At 71.7% G+C, this 18,826-nt stretch carries 16 protein-coding genes; 10 read left to right on the forward strand and 6 right to left on the reverse strand.

What is annotated here, in order from left to right:
* Positions 1 to 9: 9 nt before the first annotated feature.
* The 6 genes from rarD to IF04_RS0125905 form a co-directional block, all read right to left on the reverse strand.
* Positions 10 to 1,020 carry an EamA family transporter RarD gene (rarD, locus tag IF04_RS0125880; RefSeq protein WP_030262662.1) on the reverse strand — a complete coding sequence of 337 codons (1,011 nt, stop codon included), beginning with the start codon at positions 1,018 to 1,020 and terminating at the stop codon, positions 10 to 12.
* A 280-nt stretch (positions 1,021 to 1,300) separates the two neighbouring features.
* Positions 1,301 to 2,395, reverse strand: a complete 1,095-nt coding sequence (locus IF04_RS0125885; RefSeq protein ID WP_030262664.1) for a 2-oxoacid:ferredoxin oxidoreductase subunit beta — start codon at positions 2,393 to 2,395, stop codon at positions 1,301 to 1,303.
* A complete protein-coding gene (locus tag IF04_RS0125890) occupies positions 2,388 to 4,358 on the reverse strand; it encodes a 2-oxoacid:acceptor oxidoreductase subunit alpha (protein WP_030262667.1) in 1,971 nt (656 codons plus the stop codon). Before IF04_RS0125890 ends, IF04_RS0125885 begins: the two co-directional genes overlap by 8 nt.
* A gap of 331 nt (positions 4,359 to 4,689) precedes the next feature.
* Complete coding sequence (locus IF04_RS0125895) at positions 4,690 to 5,349, reverse strand: response regulator transcription factor (RefSeq protein ID WP_030262670.1); 660 nt, start codon at positions 5,347 to 5,349, stop codon at positions 4,690 to 4,692.
* A gap of 276 nt (positions 5,350 to 5,625) precedes the next feature.
* Entirely contained in the window at positions 5,626 to 6,972 is a 1,347-nt protein-coding gene (locus tag IF04_RS0125900; protein ID WP_030262673.1) for a sensor histidine kinase, read from the reverse strand.
* A gap of 95 nt (positions 6,973 to 7,067) precedes the next feature.
* Entirely contained in the window at positions 7,068 to 8,261 is a 1,194-nt protein-coding gene (locus IF04_RS0125905; RefSeq protein ID WP_030262677.1) for a sensor histidine kinase, read from the reverse strand.
* A 242-nt stretch (positions 8,262 to 8,503) separates the two neighbouring features.
* Here IF04_RS0125905 and IF04_RS0125910 point away from each other — a divergent pair, with 242 nt between their 5' ends.
* Genes IF04_RS0125910 through IF04_RS0125955 form a run of 10 tightly spaced genes read left to right on the forward strand, consistent with a single transcriptional unit; the run spans position 8,504 to position 18,733 of the window.
* Entirely contained in the window at positions 8,504 to 8,905 is a 402-nt protein-coding gene (locus tag IF04_RS0125910) for an NADH-quinone oxidoreductase subunit A (RefSeq protein ID WP_030262680.1), read from the forward strand.
* Positions 8,896 to 9,621 carry an NADH-quinone oxidoreductase subunit B gene (locus IF04_RS0125915; protein WP_051831577.1) on the forward strand — a complete coding sequence of 242 codons (726 nt, stop codon included), beginning with the start codon at positions 8,896 to 8,898 and terminating at the stop codon, positions 9,619 to 9,621. Before IF04_RS0125910 ends, IF04_RS0125915 begins: the two co-directional genes overlap by 10 nt.
* Positions 9,618 to 10,892 (forward strand): NADH-quinone oxidoreductase subunit C, encoded by a 1,275-nt coding sequence (locus tag IF04_RS36050; protein ID WP_078600801.1) that lies wholly within the window; start codon positions 9,618 to 9,620, stop codon positions 10,890 to 10,892. Before IF04_RS0125915 ends, IF04_RS36050 begins: the two co-directional genes overlap by 4 nt.
* Positions 10,889 to 11,854, forward strand: coding sequence for a complex I subunit 1/NuoH family protein (locus IF04_RS0125925; protein ID WP_030262690.1), 966 nt, complete (start codon positions 10,889 to 10,891; stop codon positions 11,852 to 11,854). Before IF04_RS36050 ends, IF04_RS0125925 begins: the two co-directional genes overlap by 4 nt.
* Positions 11,854 to 12,471 (forward strand): NuoI/complex I 23 kDa subunit family protein, encoded by a 618-nt coding sequence (locus IF04_RS0125930; RefSeq protein ID WP_030262693.1) that lies wholly within the window; start codon positions 11,854 to 11,856, stop codon positions 12,469 to 12,471. Before IF04_RS0125925 ends, IF04_RS0125930 begins: the two co-directional genes overlap by 1 nt.
* Positions 12,468 to 13,061: an NADH-quinone oxidoreductase subunit J family protein gene (locus tag IF04_RS0125935; RefSeq protein WP_030262696.1), complete on the forward strand. Its 594-nt coding sequence runs from the start codon at positions 12,468 to 12,470 to the stop codon at positions 13,059 to 13,061. The genes IF04_RS0125930 and IF04_RS0125935 overlap by 4 nt, the downstream gene beginning before the upstream one ends.
* Positions 13,061 to 13,426, forward strand: coding sequence for an NADH-quinone oxidoreductase subunit NuoK (gene nuoK / locus IF04_RS0125940; RefSeq protein ID WP_030262700.1), 366 nt, complete (start codon positions 13,061 to 13,063; stop codon positions 13,424 to 13,426). The genes IF04_RS0125935 and nuoK overlap by 1 nt, the downstream gene beginning before the upstream one ends.
* A complete protein-coding gene (locus tag IF04_RS0125945; RefSeq protein WP_030262703.1) occupies positions 13,423 to 15,456 on the forward strand; it encodes an NADH-quinone oxidoreductase subunit 5 family protein in 2,034 nt (677 codons plus the stop codon). The genes nuoK and IF04_RS0125945 overlap by 4 nt, the downstream gene beginning before the upstream one ends.
* A gap of 17 nt (positions 15,457 to 15,473) precedes the next feature.
* Positions 15,474 to 17,138: a complex I subunit 4 family protein gene (locus IF04_RS0125950; protein WP_030262706.1), complete on the forward strand. Its 1,665-nt coding sequence runs from the start codon at positions 15,474 to 15,476 to the stop codon at positions 17,136 to 17,138.
* A gap of 2 nt (positions 17,139 to 17,140) precedes the next feature.
* Positions 17,141 to 18,733, forward strand: coding sequence for an NADH-quinone oxidoreductase subunit N (locus tag IF04_RS0125955; RefSeq protein ID WP_078600819.1), 1,593 nt, complete (start codon positions 17,141 to 17,143; stop codon positions 18,731 to 18,733).
* Positions 18,734 to 18,826: the final 93 nt, after the last annotated feature.

Genomic DNA, 18,826 nt, shown 5'->3' on the forward strand with positions numbered 1-18,826 from the left:
GCCCGCCGGTCACGGCTTGGCGGGCGAGGAGGCCGGCTCGGTGGTGGTACCGGCCGCCTCCGCCACGGTTTCCGGTCCGGCGCCCTCCGCCACCGCGTCGGCGGCGGAGGCGCGGGCGACGGCCAGCGCGGCCCGGGACGTCCGCGCCGTACGCAGCGCGTCCCAGGTCAGCACGGCGAGCGCCAGCCAGACGAGGGCGAAGCCCGCCCAGCGCTCGGGCGGCATGGCCTCGTGGAAGACGGTGAGGCCGAGGACGAACTGGAAGGTCGGCGCGAGGTACTGGAGCATGCCGAGCACCGACAGCGGCAGCCGGACGGCGGACGCGCCGAAGGCGATCAGCGGCAGCGCGGTCGCGATGCCGCAGCCCGCGAGCAGCAGCGCCTGCCCCGCGCCATCGCTGAGGAAGCTGGACTCGCCGCGTACGCCGAGGACGATCAGGCAGGCCAGCGCGGGCAGGAACTGGATCACCGTCTCCATGCTGAAGCCCTCGATGCCGCCGAGCTTCACGCCCTTCTTCACCAGGCTGTACGTGGCGAAGGTGAGGGCGAGCGCGAGCGCGATCCAGGGCACCCGGCCGTACGCCACGGCCATCACGACCACCGCCAGCGTGCCGACGCCCACCGCGGCCCACTGCAGCGGGCGCAGCCGCTCGCGCAGGAAGATCACGCCGAAGGCGATGCTGACCAGCGGATTGATGAAGTACCCGAGGGACGCCTCCAGCACATGGCCGGAGTTGACCGCCCAGATGTAGAGGTACCAGTTGACCGAGATGACGGCGGCCGCGACCACGACCAGGCCGAGCCGCTTCGGCTGCCGCAGCAGCGGGCGTATCCAGGACCAGCGGCGCAGCGCGATCAGGAAGATCAGGGCCACCGGGAGCGACCAGGCCATGCGGCTGGCCAGGATCTCGGTGGGGGAGGCGGCGGACAGCAGGTGCCAGTAGAGGGGGAGGAAGCCCCACAGGCCGTACGCCAAGAAGCCGTAGGCCAGGCCGGTGCGCTGGTCGGACGGTGACGGCAAGGGATCCTCCTGGAGCGGGCGGGCGCCGATGCGATGCGCCGAGGGCGGGCGTCGGCGCGGCGCGGCGAGCTCTCCGAAGGTAACGCCGCCGGCCTCGCATGTCATGCCCGTATTTCAAATACGGTGGTTACATATCCGGAACCGGGCAGGGCTGCGGCGGGCGGCGCGGCGCACGGAAGCGTGGGGCGGCGGCAGTACACGCACGGCTGCCCGGGACCGAGCCCGCAGGCCGGTCCCGGGCAGCCGGGAGAGAACGTGGCGGCCGGGGCCGCCCGGGGCGTCAGCCGACGACCGTCCAGGTGTCGTTGCCGGCGAGCAGGGTGGCGAGGTCGCCCTTGCCCTTCTGCTCGATGGCGGCGTCCAGCTGGTCGGACATCAGGGTGTCGTACACCGGCCGGTCCACGCTGCGCAGCACGCCGATGGGGGTGTGGTGCAGGGTGTCGGCGTCGGCGAGCCGCGAGAGCGCGAACGCCGTGGTGGGCGAGGGGTTGTGCGCGTCGTGCACCAGCACGCCCGCGGTCCCCTCCTGCGTGACGTCGGTGATCCGCAGATCGCCCGTGGCCGGGTCGCGGACGACGCCCTTGGAGCCGAGACCGTCCTCGGCGGGCGCGCCGAACCGGATCGGCTGCCCGTGCTCCAGGCGGATGACGGCCTCCTGGGCCTTCTCCTTGTCCTTGAGCGCCTCGAACGCGCCATCGTTGAAGATGTTGCAGTTCTGGTAGATCTCCACCAGCGCCGTGCCCGGGTGCGCCGCGGCCTGGCGCAGCACGCTCGTCAGGTGCTTGCGGTCGGAGTCGACGGTGCGCGCGACGAAGGACGCCTCGGCGCCGATCGCCAGCGAGACCGGGTTGAAGGGCGCGTCCAGCGAGCCCATCGGCGTCGACTTGGTGATCTTGCCGACCTCGGAGGTGGGCGAGTACTGGCCCTTGGTCAGCCCGTAGATCCGGTTGTTGAACAGCAGGATCTTGAGGTTGACGTTGCGGCGCAGGGCGTGGATGAGGTGGTTGCCGCCGATGGAGAGCGCGTCGCCGTCACCGGTGACCACCCACACCGACAGGTCGCGCCGGGAGGAGGCCAGGCCCGTGGCGATGGCCGGGGCGCGGCCGTGGATGGAGTGCATCCCGTAGGTGTTCATGTAGTACGGGAAGCGGGAGGAGCAGCCGATGCCGGAGACGAAGACGATGTTCTCCTTCGCCAGGCCGAGCTCGGGCATGAAGCCCTGCACGGCGGCGAGGACGGCGTAGTCGCCGCAGCCGGGGCACCAGCGCACTTCCTGATCGGACTTGAAGTCCTTCATGGACTGCTTGGCCTCGGCCTTGGGCACCAGGGAAAGCGCCTCGATCTGCGCCGCACCCTCCGCGATCGTCTCAGTCATTGATGGCCTCCTTCGGGCCCTGCTTCATTACCTCTTCGAGGTGGGCGGCGAGCTGCTCTGCCTTGAAGGGCATCCCGCTGACCTGGGTGTGCGACTGGGCGTCCACGAGGAACTTGGCCCGCAACAGCGTCGCGAGCTGGCCCAGGTTCATCTCGGGGACGACCACCTTGTCGTAACGTCCCAGCACCGCACCGAGATTCCCCGGGAAGGGGTTGAGGTGACGCAGATGCGCCTGGGCGATCTGCCCGCCGGCGCGGCGCACCCGGCGCACGGCCGCGGTGATCGGGCCGTACGTCGAACCCCAGCCGATGACCAGGGTGTCGGCCTCACCTGACGGGTCGTCGACCTCCAGGTCGGGCACCTCGATGCCGTCGATCTTGGCCTGCCGGGTGCGGACCATGAAGTCGTGGTTGGCCGGGTCGTAGGAGATGTTGCCCGTGCCGTCCTGCTTCTCGATGCCGCCGATGCGGTGCTCCAGACCCGGGGTGCCGGGCACCGCCCAGGGGCGGGCCAGGGTCTGCGCATCGCGCTTGTACGGCCAGAAGACCTCGGTGCCGTCCGCCAGCTCATGATTGGCCGAGGTGGCGAACTGCACGCGCAGGTCCGGCAGTTCGTCGACCTCCGGGATGCGCCAGGGCTCGGAGCCGTTGGCCAGGTAACCGTCGGAGAGCAGGAAGACCGGCGTGCGGTACGTCAGCGCGATACGGGCCGCGTCCAGCGCCGCGTCGAAGCAGTCCGCCGGGGTCTTCGGCGCGACGATCGGCACCGGCGCCTCGCCGTTCCGTCCGTACATCGCCTGCAGCAGGTCGGCCTGCTCGGTCTTGGTCGGCAGACCCGTGGAGGGGCCGCCGCGCTGGATGTCCACGATCAGCAGCGGCAGTTCGAGCGACACCGCCAGGCCGATCGTCTCCGACTTCAGCGCCACACCGGGGCCGGAGGTGGTGGTCACCGCGAGCGAGCCGCCGAACGCCGCGCCCAGCGCCGCGCCGATGCCCGCGATCTCGTCCTCCGCCTGGAACGTCCGCACACCGAAGTTCTTGTGCTTGGACAGCTCGTGCAGGATGTCGGAGGCCGGGGTGATCGGGTACGAGCCGAGGTAGAGCGGCAGATCCGCCTGGCGGCCCGCGGCCACCAGGCCGTACGACAGCGCCAGATTGCCCGAGATGTTGCGGTACGTACCCGTCGGGAACGCCTTAGTCGCCGGCGCCACCTCGTAGGAGACCGCGAAGTCCTCGGTGGTCTCGCCGAAGTTCCAGCCCGCCCGGAAGGCGGCCACATTCGCCTCGGCGATGTCCGGCTTCTTGGCGAACTTCTGCCGCAGGAACGCCTCGGTACTCTCCGTCGGACGGTGGTACATCCACGACAGCAGGCCCAGCGCGAACATGTTCTTGCTCCGCTCGGCCTCCTTCCGGGACAGACCGAAGTCCTTCAGCGCCTCGATCGTCAGCGTCGTCAGCGGCACCGGATGGACGTTGTACGCCTCCAGCGAGCCGTCCTCCAGCGGGCTGGTGGCGTACCCGACCTTCGCCATCGGGCGCTTGGTGAACTCATCGGTGTTCACGATGATGTCCGCGCCGCGCGGCACGTCCGCGAGGTTGGCCTTCAGCGCCGCCGGGTTCATCGCGACCAGGACGTTGGGCGCGTCACCGGGCGTGAGGATGTCGTGGTCGGCGAAGTGCAGCTGGAAGCTGGACACGCCGGGCAGCGTGCCGGCGGGGGCCCGGATCTCGGCGGGGAAGTTCGGCAGGGTCGACAGGTCGTTGCCGAACGAGGCCGTCTCGGAAGTGAACCGGTCACCCGTGAGCTGCATACCGTCACCGGAGTCGCCCGCGAACCGGATGATCACCCGGTCCAGCCTGCGGACCTCCTTGCCGGCGCCGTTCTCCGTGGCAGGGGTACACGATCGTTCCCCTGCGAGCGCACCGTCGGTCTTGTCGGCTGGGCTACTGACCTGGCTGGTCACTGCTTCGGACCTCCCTCAGGGCCTGGGGTGTCCCCGCCGTGGGCAGGGAATCCGGGACGCACCGTGCGGACCTGTCGTCCCATGGCCATCGTACGTGGGTAAGGGTCGCCTTCCTTGAGGCGATCACATGCTGGACGTGAACGTGAGACGCCGTGCTCACATGGTGGACGCGCGAGCGAGGTGCCGCTCTGTCGTATTTCGCCATGAATCTTCCGCCCCCCGCGGCTTCTTCTGTAGGTCACTCCGTGCTCCAACGCTGGTTCAGCGCTCCGTACTCCGCGCCGGAGTGACGCCCCGCACCGGCGTCCTCGGCTGAAAGGGTGTCAGGTGATCAGGAGTTGAGGTAGGTGAGTACTGCAAGTACTCGTCGGTGATCCCCGTCACTCGGGGCCAGGCCGAGCTTCAGGAAGATGTTGCTGACGTGCTTCTCCACCGCACCGTCGCTCACCACCAGCTGCCGGGCTATCGCGGAGTTCGTCCGTCCCTCGGCCATCAGTCCCAGCACCTCACGCTCCCGCGGGGTGAGGCCGGCCAGTACGTCCTGCTTACGGCTGCGGCCCAGCAACTGGGCGACGACCTCCGGGTCGAGCGCCGTGCCGCCGTCCGCGACCCGTACCACCGCGTCGACGAACTCACGGACTTCTGCTACCCGGTCCTTGAGCAGATAGCCGACGCCCCGGCTCGAACCGGCCAGCAGCTCCGTCGCGTACTCCTCCTCGACGTACTGCGACAGCACCAGTACGCCCAGGTCGGGGTGGTCCCGGCGGAGCCGGACCGCGGCCCGCACCCCCTCGTCCGTGTGCGTCGGCGGCATGCGGACGTCCGCGACGACCACATCCGGCAACGCCCCCTCCGCGGCCAGCTCCCCGATGGCCTTGATCAGCGTCTCCGCGTCGCCCACTCCGGCGACGACCTCATGCCCCCGATCGGTCAGCAGCCGCGTCAGGCCCTCTCTCAGCAGCACTGAATCCTCGGCGATGACCACCCGCACGCTGTTCTCCACGATCTTCGGCTCCCCCACCCGTTCTCGGTTCGACGCTCTTCAGCATCCCAGGATTCGGACGCGCGCGTCGGATCACCGTGCGGGTTGTGGATAACTCGGAATGGCCGGTTGTGACCGGCCCCGAAACCGCGGTGCGGCCCTGCGCGACCTCGCCGCGGTAGGCGCACTACGACGATCGACGGAGCCGCCGGGGGTGCCCCCCCTGGCGGCCTCCGCCGCGTCCCGCCCGCTGCCTCCGCCGAGCCGTGCCCGCCCCGCCGGCCGTCACTCGCGCCAGGGCAGTTCCGCCGTGATCGCTGTGGGGCCACCTGCCGGTGAGTCGATGAGCAGCAGTCCGTCCATCGCGTTCAGGCGGTCGGTCAGGCCGGACAGACCGCTGCCGGGACGGGTGCGCGCGCCGCCCCGGCCGTTGTCCGAGATCAGCACCATCAGGCGGTCCCCGGACCGCCACACGTCCACCGACGCGCTGCTCGCCTGTGCGTGCTCGGAGACGTTCTGCAGCAGCTCGGAGACCGTGAAGTACGCGATCCCCTCGATCGCGGCGGCGGGCCGCGCCGGCAGGTCCACGCCGACCCGCACCGGCACCGTGCAGCGTGCGGCCAGCGCGGAGAGCGCCGGGTCCAGGCCGCGGTCGGTGAGGATCGCCGGGTGGATGCCGCGGGCCAGATCGCGCAGTTCCTGGAGCGCGATCTTCACCTCGCCGTGCGCCTCGTCCACCATGCGGGCGGCGGCCTCCGGGTCCTCCTGCAGCTTCTCCTTGGCCAGCCCCAGGTCCATGGCGAGCGCGACGAGCCGGGCCTGCGCTCCGTCGTGCAGATCGCGCTCTATCCGCCGCAGGTCGGCGGCCGCGGTCTCGGACACCGCCGTACGGTCCGACTCCAGCTCCGTCACCCGGCCGGCCAGCCGGGACGGGCCCAGCAGGCCGTGCACCAGCAGCCGGTCCACCTGGCTGAGGCCGCGTACCGCCCCACCCCAGACCAGCACGAACAGCAGCCCGATGACGCAGGTCACGGCTATCTCGAAGGGGGTGTCCAGGTAGAAGCCGTGCGTCTCGTCCCCGTACAGCTGGATGCCGTCCTGGCCGAGGTACATCGGGAAGGTCCAGCGCCACAGCGGGTACGTGAGCAGGCCCCAGCCGAGCGACCACAGCGTCACCGAGACGGAGAACGCGAAGACCGCCCACGGGAAGTGCAGCAGGCAGTACACGAGATGCCGCCAGGACGCGCCGCTCTTCAGGACCCCGCTGACCCGTCCGATCAGGCTCGGCCTGGCGGCGCGGACCGGCTCGGGGGCGCGCACCTCCAGGCCGAGCAGGGCGCGCGCCCGTACGCGCTCCAGTGCGCCGAGACCGCGGCAGCCGACGAGGCCGGCGGCAAGCACCGGTATGCCGAGGAACGTGATCAGCAAACCGGCGCCGAGCGACGTCATCGTGACGGCGTAGGTGAACATCACGATGGCGATCGGCAGGCCGAGCAGCAGGTAAAGGAACTCCCGCCAGGTCCGGCCGGAGAACGGAGCGCGCAGCACGAAGGGGACGCGGTGCGGGCCGGGGCCTTCGGAGGCGCGCGGGGCACGCGGCGCGGGGGACGGCGAACCGTATGCGGTGTCCATGGTGTCCAGCCTGTCCGCTCCGGGCCGTACCGGACATGGCGCCGGTCGGCGTCTTGACCTTCGGGTTTTCCCCACCCCTTTCGGGTGACCGCCCCCTACGACGCGCTGCGCCACGGCAGCTCGGCCGTGATCTGTGTCGGCCCGCCCGTCGGCGAGTCGAGGACGAACAGCCCGTCGACCGAACCGAGCCGCTCGGCCAGGCCCGCCAGCCCACCGCCCGCGGCCGGCTGCGCGCCCCCGCGTCCGTCGTCGCGCACCTGTATGAGCAGCCGGTCCTCGGACCGCCACACGTCCACCGACGCGCTGCGCGCCTGCGCGTGCTTGGAGATGTTCTGCAGCAGCTCGGAGACCGTGAAGTACGCGATGCCCTCGATGGCCGGCGCGGGCCGGGTGCCGAGGTCGGCGGTCACGGTGACCGGCACCGTGCAGCGCGCGGCCAGCGCGGAGAGCGCCGGACCCAGGCCACGGTCGGTGAGGATCGCCGGATGGATGCCGCGGGCCAGATCGCGCAGCTCCTGGAGGGCCAGCTTCACCTCGCCGTGCGCCTCGTCCACCATCCGCGCCGCCGCGTCCGGGTCCTCCAGCAGCTTCTCCTTGGCCAGCCCCAGCCCCATGGCGAGCGCGACGAGCCGGGCCTGCGCGCCGTCGTGCAGGTCACGCTCGATGCGCCGCAGATCGGCCGCCGCGGTGTCCACGACCGCGCCGCGCCCCGACTCCAGCTCGGCGATCCGCCGCTCCAGCTCGTCCGAGGGCGACAGCAGCCCCCGTACCAGCGCGCGGTCCACGTTCGTCAGCCCGCGCGCCACCCAGGGCAGCACCGGCCAGGCCACGAAGAGCGACACGAAGGTGAGCGCGAAGCTGACGACGCCCCAGGGCAGCCGTACGAAGACGTAGAGCGCGTGCCGCCAGCCGACCGGGTCCTTCAGGCGGGCCCACAGCCAGGGGAAGAAGCCCCGTTCGAGGGCGCGCGGCGGACTGGGCTCGTCGACGCGCACGCCGAGGAGCGCGCGGGCCCTGACCCGCTCCAGCCTCCCGTACTGCCGGCAGCCCGCCAGGACCAGCGCGAGCAGCGGCAGCCCGATGACCGTGACCGACAGGCCCAGGCTCGCCGCCAGCCAGCTCACCAGCAGCGCGAAGGCCACCACGTCCAGCGGGAGATTGCACAGCAGGTGTGTGATCTCGCGCCAGGTCCAGGCGCTCAGGGGCGAGCGGGGCGGGGGAGGAACCACCGCGAATCCATCGCCGTGGCCGTGGTGGGCGCGCCTGCCCGGGGCGGAAGTCACCGTCATGCGGGCCAGCTTGCCGGGCCGCGCGGCCCGCGGCCATGGGGTGGATAGGTGGGGCGAAGTGGGGATATCCCCACCTCCGCGCCGATGGGACTGCTCGGCCCCGCCCCCGCAGGGCCTAGACTCCCGTCCGTACAGATCGTCGAAAAATTTCGTCGAAAGCGGTTGCAGAGGGGTGGCCCTGCGCGTACGGCGCGTACGAGGCGGCCCGCTGCACACGAGCAGTCAGGGAGCGAGGGGCGGACGTGCCGGACGCGACCGTACGCACCATCAGCGCCGCGGACTACTTCCAGGGCTATTCGGCTGTCGGGCTCATCGCCGTGATCGGTGTGCTCTTCGTGGCCGTTGCCTTCGGGTCCGCACGCCTGATGCGGCCTGTGGTGCCCACACCCGAGAAACTGCTCACGTACGAATGCGGAGTGGATCCCGTAGGGGAGGGCTGGGCGCACACCCAGGTCCGCTACTACGTGTACTCGTTCCTGTACGTCATCTTCGCCGTCGACTCGATCTTTCTGTTCCCCTGGGCGACGGTCTTCGCCGCACCTGGTTTCGGCGGCATCACGCTGGTGGAGATGTTCATCTTCCTCGGCTTCCTCGCTGTCGGCCTGCTCTACGCATGGAAGAAGGGCGTCCTGGAATGGACGTGACCCCCGCCTCCGCGGCCAACGGAGCCTCGCCGGGCCCCGAGCTCCTGCCCGAGCCGCGCCGCCTCGGCCCGCTGGCCCGCCTGGCCCCCGAACCGATGAAGGTGGTCCTGAACTGGGGCCGCCGCTACAGCCTCTGGGTCTTCAACTTCGGGCTCGCCTGCTGCGCGATCGAGTTCATCGCCGCGTCCATGGCGCGCCACGACTTCATCCGGCTCGGTGTGATCCCCTTCGCGCCCGGCCCGCGCCAGGCCGACCTGATGGTCGTGTCCGGCACGGTCACGGACAAGATGGCGCCCGCGGTGAAGCGGCTGTACGAACAGATGCCCGAGCCGAAGTACGTGATCTCCTTCGGGGCCTGCTCCAACTGCGGCGGCCCCTACTGGGACTCGTACTCCGTCACGAAGGGCGTCGACCAGATCATCCCGGTGGACGTCTACGTACCGGGCTGCCCGCCGCGCCCCGAAGCGCTGCTGCAGGGCATCCTCAAGCTCCAGGAGAAGATCGCCCAGGAGTCGCTGGCGGAGCGGTACGGCCGCGGCGGCGAGTCCGCCAAGGGCGCGGGCCGGCCGTCGGCCAAGGCGCTGCGGAGCGGGCTGGTGACCCCGCCGGCGCCGCCCACCGCCGGGTCCGAGAAGCCGTCCGCCGAGCAGTCGTCCGGACAGCAGCCGTCCGCCGAGCAGCCGCCGTCCGAGCAGACCGGGGAGGACACCCGATGACGGCCCAGCCGCCCGAGCCGGGTACGCCCGAGGAGGCGACGCCCGCAACAGAGGCGACGCCCGCAGCACCTGAAGGAGCGTCCGCGGCACCTGAAGGGGCGCCCGCCGCTGCTCCTGAAGCCGCGCCCGAGGCCGCTCCTGAGGCCGCGCCCGCGGCGCCCGTGGGGTGGCTGCCGGAGCCGGCCGACCGGATCTTCGGTACCGGGGCCACGGCCGAGGAGGCGTACGGCCTGCTCACCGTGGACGTACCGGCCACGGCCTGGACCGACGCGCTGACCGCTGCCCGGGATGTCCTGGGCTGCACGTATTTCGACTGGCTGAGCGCCGTCGACGAGCCCGGCACCGGGTTCCGCATCTGTGCGCACGTCGCCGACGTGTCCCGTAGCGGCGACATCCGGCGGCTCCTCGTACGGACCACCGTGCCGCACGAGGCGGCCGTGCTGCCCACGGCCGTCGGCGTGTACGCGGGCGCGGGCTGGCACGAGCGCGAGACGCACGAGATGTTCGGCGTGGACTTCACGGGACACCCGGGCCTCACGCCGCTGCTGCTGCCGGAGAACTTCGAAGGGCACCCGCTGCGCAAGGACTTCGTGCTCGCCGCGCGGGTCGCCAAGGCGTGGCCGGGCGCGAAGGAGCCGGGCGAGTCCGAGCACGGCGGCCCCAAGCGCCGCCAGATGCTGCCGCCGGGCGTGCCCGACCCGAACGAGTGGGGCCCGCTCAAGGGCCAGCTGCCGCCCGCTCCGGCCCGTCCTGCGCGCGGTGCGGCCCGGGGCGCCCGGGCGGCCGGCGGGGCCGGTGCGGCGGGGCGCGCTGCCGGGGCCGGCCGGGCGGCAGGCGCGGGCCGTGAGGCCGCGGCAGGCGCTGCGGGGGCCGCCGGGGAGCGGCCGGCCCGCCGGACGCGGAGCGCCAGCGCCGGGTCCGCGAGCCAGCAGGCCGCCGCGCCCACCGAGAAGCCCGAGTCCAAGGGCGTCGAACCGCCGAAGGACACGGAGGCCCCGAAGGCCGCCGAGGCCGCCAAGGAGGCGGCCGCGGACCCGGCCCGTACGACGGGGCCGACGGGACCGGACACCACGGCGTCCGCCCCGCGGACCGCTCCGCGCTCTTCGGACGCACCGTGGCACCATGCGCGTCCCGCGTTCGACGGTGAGCCGTCGTCGGAGGGCGAGCCCGCTCCGAAGGACAGCGCCCGTAAGGACGCACCGGCCGAAGGCCCGGAACGTACCGACGACACCGAACGCACCGACGACGAGACAGGAGGCGGCACCGCATGAGTGACACGCTCGCGATCGTCCTCCGCGTCCTCGCCGTCTTCGTGATCTTCCTGGTCTTCCCGCTCGTCGTCGGCCAGACCGAGCACAAGGTCATGGCGCACATGCAGGGTCGCCTCGGCCCGATGTACGCGGGTGGCTTCCACGGCTGGGCGCAGCTGGTCGCCGACGGCGTGAAGTTCGCGCAGAAGGAGGACATCGTCCCGGCGGGCGCCGACCGGCGGATCTTCCAGCTCGCGCCGGCCGTCGCCCTGCTGCCGTACCTGCTCGTCCTCATCGCCATCCCGGTCGGCCCGGGCAACGCGGTCGGACAGGCGCTCGACGCGGGCGTCTTCTTCGTGCTCGCCGTGATGGGCGTCGGCGTCCTCGGCTCCCTGATGGCGGGCTGGGCCTCGGCGAACAAGTTCTCCCTGCTCGGCGGTCTCCGTACGGCCGCGCAGCTGCTGGCGTACGAGCTGCCGATGCTGCTCGCCGCCGCGTCCGTCGCGATGGCCGCCGGCACGCTCTCACTGCCCGGCATCCTCGACGCCTTCCAGTGGTGGTGGGTGCCGTGGCAGATCGTCGGCGGGCTGGTGTTCTTCACGGCCGGGCTCGCGGAGCTGCAGCGGCCGCCGTTCGACATGCCGGTGGCCGACTCGGAGATCATCTTCGGCGCGTACACCGAGTACACCGGGCTGCGCTTCGCGCTCTTCCTGCTGGCCGAGTACGCCGGCATCGTCGTCCTCTGCGCGCTGACCGCCGTCCTCTTCCTGGGCGGCTGGCACGGTCCCTTCGGGGCCGACGGGCTGGGCTGGCTCTGGATGCTCCTGAAGACCGTCGTACTGGCCTTCGGCGTCATCTGGCTGCGGGTCAGCTACCCGCGGCTGCGCGAGGACCAGCTGCAGAAGCTCGCCTGGACCTGCCTCATCCCGCTCGCTCTCGCCCAGATCGCCCTCACCGGCGTCATCAAGGTGGTGATCTCGTAATGGGCATCCCCGGCTCCGGCCTCGCCAAGGGCCTGGCCGTCACGCTCCGGACCATGACGAAGCGCACGGTCACCGAGCAGTACCCGGACGTCCAGCCCGAGCTGCCGTCCCGTACCCGTGGCGTCATCGGGCTGTTCGAGGAGAACTGCACGGTCTGCATGCTGTGCGCCCGCGAGTGCCCGGACTGGTGCATCTACATCGACTCCCACAAGGAGACGGTGCCGCCGGCCGCCCCCGGAGGCCGCGAGCGCAGCCGTAACGTGCTCGACCGCTTCGCCATCGACTTCTCGCTGTGCATGTACTGCGGCATCTGCATCGAGGTGTGTCCGTTCGACGCCCTCTTCTGGTCGCCGGAGTTCGAGTACGCCGAGACCGACATCCACGAACTGACCCACGAGCGCGACAAGCTGCGCGAGTGGATGTGGACGGTGCCGGAGCCGCCCCCGCTCGACCCGGGCGCGGAGCAGCCCAAGGAGATCGCCGCCGCACAGAAGGCCGCCGACAAGCTGGCGGCCCAGCAGGCCAAGGAGGCCGAAGAGGCCGCGGCGGCCCAGCAGGCCGAATCCGGTCAGGCCGGGGAAGCCCCGCAGGCCAAGGACGCAGGGGAGGAAGCGTGACGCTCGCCGCCGCAAGCCACGGCTTCCTGACGCCCAGCGGCGTGGAGATCGCGTTCCTCCTCGTCGGCCTGGTCACCCTCGGCGCGGCCGTGGTCACCGTCACCACCAAGCAGCTCGTGCACGCCGCACTGTGGCTCGTGGTCGCCCTCGGCGGGATCGCCGTGGAGTACCTCCTGCTCACCGCGGAGTTCATCGCCTGGGTGCAGGTGCTCATCTATGTCGGTTCCGTGGTCGTTCTCCTTCTCTTCGGACTGATGCTGACCAAGGCGCCCATCGGCCGCTCGCCGGACGCCGACTCGGGCAACCGCTGGGCCGCGCTCCTGGTGGCCGTGGCCTCCGCCGCGGTCCTCGTCTGGGTCGTCGTCGACGCCTTCCGCGCGTCCTGGATCGACCTCGACGGTGCCGTCCAGGGCTCCACCGAGGTCTCCGGGCGCAGCCTCTTCCAGCACTGGGTGCTGCCCTTCGAGGCGCTGTCCGTGCTGCTGCTGGCCGCGCTGGTCGGCGCGATCGTCCTGTCCCGCAAGACCGGGGAGGGCTCCCAGGAGACCGGCCGCGCCGCGGCCCCCGTACGCCGAGAGGGACAGCGCTGATGCATCTCGCCTACCCCGCCGTCCTCGCCGTCCTCCTCTTCTGCGTCGGCCTCTACGGCGTCCTCGCCCGGCGCAACGCGATCCTGGTCCTGATGTCCGTCGAGCTGATGCTCAACGCCGTCAACCTCAACCTCGTCGCCTTCGACGTCTGGCTGCGCGACGCGCTCCACGCAGGCCAGGCGCTGACCCTCTTCACGATCGCCGTCGCCGCCGCCGAGATCGGCATCGGCCTCGCGATCGTCCTGCTCGTCTACCGCAACCGCGGCAGCTCCGACGTCGACAAGCTCACCGACCTCGCCGAGCGCCCCACGGAGGACGAGCAGGCACAACCGCAGTCCCAGCAGCAGGCGGAGGCCGCCGCGTGACGACCACGACCACCGCCGTCCTCGTCCCCCTCCTGCCGTTCCTGGGCGCCGCCTTCGGCCTCCTCCTGGGGCGGCGCGCACCCGGCTTCGTACGGCCGCTCGCCGTCCTGCCGACCCTCGCCGCGGCCGTACTGGCCGTCGTCGTGGCCGCACGGCAGGGCGGGGGAGCGGCGGTCGACGCCGCGACGCAGCTGGCCCCGACCGGCTCGGTCCCCATCGAGCTGGCCCTGCACATCGACGGCTTCGCCGCCCTGGTGGCAGTACTCGTCGGCGTCGTCGCCACGTGCGTGCAGCTCTACTCCACCGGCTACCTGCGCGACGACCCGCGCTACTCCTCGTACGCCGCGCTGGTCTCCCTCTTCACCTCCGCGATGCTGCTCGTCGTCTACTCCGGCGACCTGATGGTGCTGCTGGTCGGCTGGGAGATCATGGGCATCTGCTCGTACTTCCTGGTCGGCCACTACTGGGAGACCGAGGCCGCCCGGTCCGCCTCCCTCAAGGCCTTCCTGGTCACCAAGCTCGGCGACGTCCCCTTCCTGTTCGGTCTCTTCGCGCTCGCCGCGGACGCCGGCACCTTCCGCATCACCGGCGTACTGAACGCCGTCACCAGCGGCGATCTGCACCACCCGACGCTGATCGCGCTGCTCCTGCTCGCCGGTGTGGCGGGCAAGTCCGCGCAGTTCCCGCTGCACACGTGGCTGCCCGACGCGATGGCCGGCCCGACGCCGGTCTCCGCGCTGATCCACGCCGCCACGATGGTCGCGGCCGGTGTCTACTTCATCGCCCGGCTCCTCCCGGTCTTCGCGGCCTCCGCCGCCGCGCTGGTCGTACTCGCCGTGATGGCCGCCGTGACCATGGTCGGCTCGGCGCTCGCGGCCCTCGCCCAGGACGACATCAAGCGCGTCCTGGCGTACTCCACGGTCGGCCAGCTCGGCTACATGACCGGTGCGCTGGCCGTCGGCGACCGTGGTGCGGCCGTCTTCCACCTCCTCTCGCACGGCGCCTTCAAGGCGCTGCTCTTCCTCGGCGCCGGCGTGATCATCCACGCCGCCGGCACCAACTCGCTCGCCGCCATGTCGCGGATGCGCGGCCTGTCCAAGCGCATCCCCGACGCCTTCTGGACGGTGACGGTCGCGCTCCTCGCGCTCGCCGCCATCCCGCCGTTCGCCGGCTTCTTCTCCAAGGAAGCCGTCCTCGGCGCCGCCGAGCACGCCGCCGTCGGCGAGGCCCACCTCGCCCTCGGCGGGGCCCATGGCGACCTCGGCTCCGTACCGACCGCCGCCGGCTGGACCGTACTGATCGCCGGCCTGCTCACCGCCCTCCTCACGGCCGCCTACGCGACCCGTCTGTGGCTGCTGGCCTTCTTCGGCCGCGGCCCGCAGGAGGCCCCCGACCACGGCAAGCAGCCGTTCGCCATGAACGCCGTGCTGTGGGTGCTCTTCATCCCCACCGCCGCGTTCGGCATCGCCGCGCCCGTCCTCCCGGACTGGTTCGACGGCAACGCACTGACGCCGACCCTGGTCACCTCCGTCCTCGGCACCGGCCTCGCACTGGCCGGCGCGCTGATCATGTACGGCGCCTGGCGCCACACCACCGCGGCCGCGGCCCGCCGGCCGATCGGCGCCGTCGCGGTGGACCCGGACGCGGCCCCCGCGGTCTCCGAGGAAGAGGCCATCGCCACGCATGCCGCGGCCTACGGGGACAACGCCGGAGCGCCGGACCCGGCCGACCCGGGCCGTCTCCTCCTCGGCCCGCTGCACGCCCCGGCGACCTGCGGCTTCCACCTGGACGCCGCGTACACCGCGCTCTTCGTCCGGCCCGTACGCGCCGCCGCTCGGATCGTCCGCTTCCTCGACCGCGAGGTCGTCGACACGTACGTGCACGGCGCCGGCACCGGAGCCCGCTGGCTGGGCTCGGCCGTCCGCCGGGCACAGACCGGCAACGTGCAGACCTACCTCGGCGCGCTGCTCGCGGGCTCACTCGTGCTGGCCGTCGCCGCCGTCCTCGTCGCTACGGGCACGGGAGCCTGATCGTGAACCACACCGTCATGCAGATCCTCCTCGCGGGCGTCGTCGTGCTCCCGCTGATCGGCGCACTCGCGGCGCTGCTCCCGGCCCCGCCCGGCCTGAAGGGCCGCAACCCGGACCAGGCCGTGCTCCGCCACGGCGTGACCGTCACCGGCGTCGTCCTGGCCGCGTCCATCGCGCTCGCGGCCGGCTTCGACCACGGCGATCCCGCCCGGATGCAGGCTCAGACGGATATCAGCTGGATCCCGGCGCTGGGCATCCGTATCCACCTCGGCATCGACGGCATCTCGCTCCCCCTCCTGGTCCTGACCGCGCTGCTGACGTTCCTCTGCGCGCTCTACAGCTACTTCAAGATGCCTGCGGGCCCGTCTCCCAAGGCATTTGTCGCGCTGATCCTCGTGCTCGAGTCCGGCACCCTCGCCACCTTCGCCGTCCTCGACCTGATGCTCTTCTTCCTGGCCTTCGAGATGGTCCTCATCCCGATGTACTTCCTGATCAACCGCTGGGGCGGCGAGAACAGGCAGTACGCCGCTTGGAAGTTCATCCTCTACACGCTGCTCGGCTCCGTCGTGATGCTGCTGGGCCTCCTCCTCATCGGCCTGAAGTCCGGCACTTTCGACATGGTGGCACTCGCCACTGACAACGGCCCGAAATCCCAGCTCAGCCACACGGTTCAGCTCGTGGCGGTGCTCGCGATCGGCGTCGGCCTGGCGGTCAAGGCGCCGATGTGGCCGCTGCACAGCTGGCTGCCCGACGCCCACACCGCGGCCCCCACCGTCGGCTCGGTCCTGCTCGCCGGCGTACTGCTGAAGATGGGCACGTACGGGTTCGTACGCATCGCGCTGCCGATCGCGCCGGACGGCATGCACACCTTCGCGCCGTACCTCGCCGCCTTCGCCGCAGTCGGGATCGTCTACGGCTCGCTCGCCTGCCTCGCGCTCGCCCGCCGCGGCGCCAAGGGCGACCTCAAGCGCCTGATCGCCTACAGCTCGGTCGGCCACATGGGCTTCGTACTGCTCGGCATCGCGTCCATGACGCCCACCGGCATCAACGGCGCGCTCTTCGCCAACATCGCCCACGGCCTCATCACCGGCCTGCTCTTCTTCCTGGTCGGCGCGCTCAAGGACCGGTACGGGACCACCGACCTGGACCGGCTCGCGGGCCGGACCGGCGCCGCCCTCTACGGACGCGCGCCCCGCTTCGGCGGCCTGCTCGCCTTCGGGGCGATCGCCTCGCTCGGCCTGCCCGGACTGGCCGGCTTCTGGGGCGAGATGCTCGCGATGTTCGGCGCCTTCAAGCCCGCCGACGGCCTCAGCCGCCCCGCCTTCCTGACCTTCATGGTGCTGGCCGGCCTCGGCACCCTGCTGACCGCTGCGTACCTCCTCGTCGTGGTCCGCCGGGTCTGCATGGGCAGCAAGGAGACCGCTGAGCAGGAAGCGCTGGCCGCCACTCCCGAGGAGGGCGCGACCGCCGGGGTCACCCCGGGTCCGGCTGCCTCGACCACCGCCGCCACGGCCCCCACCGCGGTCAAGGAGAAGGCCCCCGCCATCCCCGACATCGCCCCCTACGAGTACGTGGCCTGGACCCCGCTGGCCGCCCTCACCGTCCTCGCCGGTCTCTGGCCCGCGGCCCTGCTGGGCCTCAGCGACCCGGCCGTGCAGAACCTCCTCGGAGGCGGTAGCTGATGATGACTGTCCTCGCAGCGAGCGCCGGGAGCGCAGCGGCCGGCGGGACCGCCACGCACGCGGCGGGCGGCGTGACGAGCCTCGTCCAGTCCGTGGACTGGCTCGCCATCGCCCCGCCCACCCTCGCCGCCGTCTTCGCCCTGATCGTCCTCGTCGCCGATCTCTTCCTCTCCGAGCGCCGTAAGCCGCTCCTCGGGTGGATCAGCGTCCTGGGCCTGGTCCTGGCCGGCCTGTCGCTGCTGCCGCTCCTGAAGGGCGACCGCACCACCTTCTGCCTCACCGCGCGCCCCGAGGTGTGCAGCTACGAGGCCGACCACTTCGCGCTCGTCGTCCAGCTGCTCGTCCTCGGTGGCGCGCTGCTCACCGCCCTGCTCTCGGTCAATCCGATCAAGGACGAGAAGCTGCCCGGCGGGGAGTTCTGGTTCCTGCTGCTGTCCTCGGCGGCCGGTGCCGCCCTGCTGCCGGCCTCCCGGGACCTCGCCACGCTGGTCATCGCCCTCGAAGTGGCCTCGCTGCCCGCGTTCGCCCTCGTGGGCATCAGGCGCGGCGACCGGCTCTCCTCCGAGGCGGCGCTGAAGTTCTTCCTCTCCTCGGTCACCGCGACCGCCGTGATGCTGCTCGGCGTGAGCTTCGTGTACGCCGCCACCGGCAGCATGCACCTCGCCCAGGTGGCCGAGGCGCTCACCCAGCCGGACCCGCGGCTGGACGTGCTGGCCAAGGCCGGTGTCGCGCTCACCCTCGTGGGCTTCGCCTTCAAGACGGCCGCCGCGCCGTTCCACTTCTGGGTGCCCGACACGTATGTCGGCGCGCCGCTCCCGGTGGCCGCGTACCTCTCTGTGGTCGGCAAGGCCGTCGGCTTCTCCGGCCTGATCGTTGTCACGGTCAAGGCGTTCCCCTCGTACAGCGACGTCTGGGGCCCGGTCCTCGCCGTACTGGCCGCGCTCACCATGACGGTCGGCAACGTCGCCGCGCTGCGCCAGCGCCCCGACCGTGCGCACAGTGCCGTACGCCTGCTGGCCTGGTCCTCCGTCGGCCAGGCCGGGTACCTCCTGGTACCGATCGCGTCCGCCGCGTACTCCGATGACGCCGCACACGCCATCGGGTCCACGGTGGCGTACGCCCTCATGTACGCGGCGGTGAACCTCGGGGCCTTCGCGGTGGCCGCCCTCGTGGCCCGCACGCACCCGGGGAACCGCATCGCCGACTACCGGGGCCTGTACGCCGCGCACCCCGTATACGCGCTCGCCCTCGGCTTCTTCCTGCTGTGCCTGGCCGGCCTGCCGCCGGGCATCATCGGGCTGTTCGCCAAGGTCACGGTCTTCTCGGCGGCCGTGGACGCGGGCCTGGCCTGGCTGGCCGTCGTGATGGCCGTCAACGTCGTGATCGCGCTCTACTACTACCTGCAGTGGACGGCGGTCCTCTTCCGCGCCCCCGAAGGCGCCTCCGAAGGCGCCCCCGAGGGCGAGGTCCGGCCCGCCCGGCCGCGCATCCCGGCCCCGCTCGCCACCGCCGTCGGCCTCACCGCGCTCGTCGGCATCGCGCTCTCCGGCGCCCCGCAGCTCGTACTGCGCTTCGCCTCGGGCGCGCTGCTCTAGGAGCTCCGAAGCAGCCTTACCCGAACGGACGAATGCCCCCCTCCAGGGGCCGAGGGAACCACGCTCCGCCGTCTGGCGTTGACCAGAAACGGA

Origin of the sequence: Streptomyces violens (genome assembly GCF_000717745.1) — a bacterium.
Lineage (GTDB): Bacteria > Actinomycetota > Actinomycetes > Streptomycetales > Streptomycetaceae > Streptomyces > Streptomyces violens.

What these genes read in the sequence shown, in the direction of transcription:
- IF04_RS0125885 (WP_030262664.1), bottom strand. Translation starts at nt 2,395, where the DNA reads ATGACTGAGACGATCGCGGAGGGTGCGGCGCAGATCGAGGCGCTTTCC.
- IF04_RS0125900 (WP_030262673.1), bottom strand. Translation starts at nt 6,972, where the DNA reads ATGGACACCGCATACGGTTCGCCGTCCCCCGCGCCGCGTGCCCCGCGC.
- IF04_RS0125905 (WP_030262677.1), bottom strand. Translation starts at nt 8,261, where the DNA reads ATGACGGTGACTTCCGCCCCGGGCAGGCGCGCCCACCACGGCCACGGC.
- IF04_RS0125915 (WP_051831577.1), top strand. Translation starts at nt 8,896, where the DNA reads ATGGACGTGACCCCCGCCTCCGCGGCCAACGGAGCCTCGCCGGGCCCC.
- IF04_RS36050 (WP_078600801.1), top strand. Translation starts at nt 9,618, where the DNA reads ATGACGGCCCAGCCGCCCGAGCCGGGTACGCCCGAGGAGGCGACGCCC.
- IF04_RS0125925 (WP_030262690.1), top strand. Translation starts at nt 10,889, where the DNA reads ATGAGTGACACGCTCGCGATCGTCCTCCGCGTCCTCGCCGTCTTCGTG.
- IF04_RS0125930 (WP_030262693.1), top strand. Translation starts at nt 11,854, where the DNA reads ATGGGCATCCCCGGCTCCGGCCTCGCCAAGGGCCTGGCCGTCACGCTC.
- nuoK (WP_030262700.1), top strand. Translation starts at nt 13,061, where the DNA reads ATGCATCTCGCCTACCCCGCCGTCCTCGCCGTCCTCCTCTTCTGCGTC.
- IF04_RS0125950 (WP_030262706.1), top strand. Translation starts at nt 15,474, where the DNA reads ATGCAGATCCTCCTCGCGGGCGTCGTCGTGCTCCCGCTGATCGGCGCA.
- IF04_RS0125955 (WP_078600819.1), top strand. Translation starts at nt 17,141, where the DNA reads ATGACTGTCCTCGCAGCGAGCGCCGGGAGCGCAGCGGCCGGCGGGACC.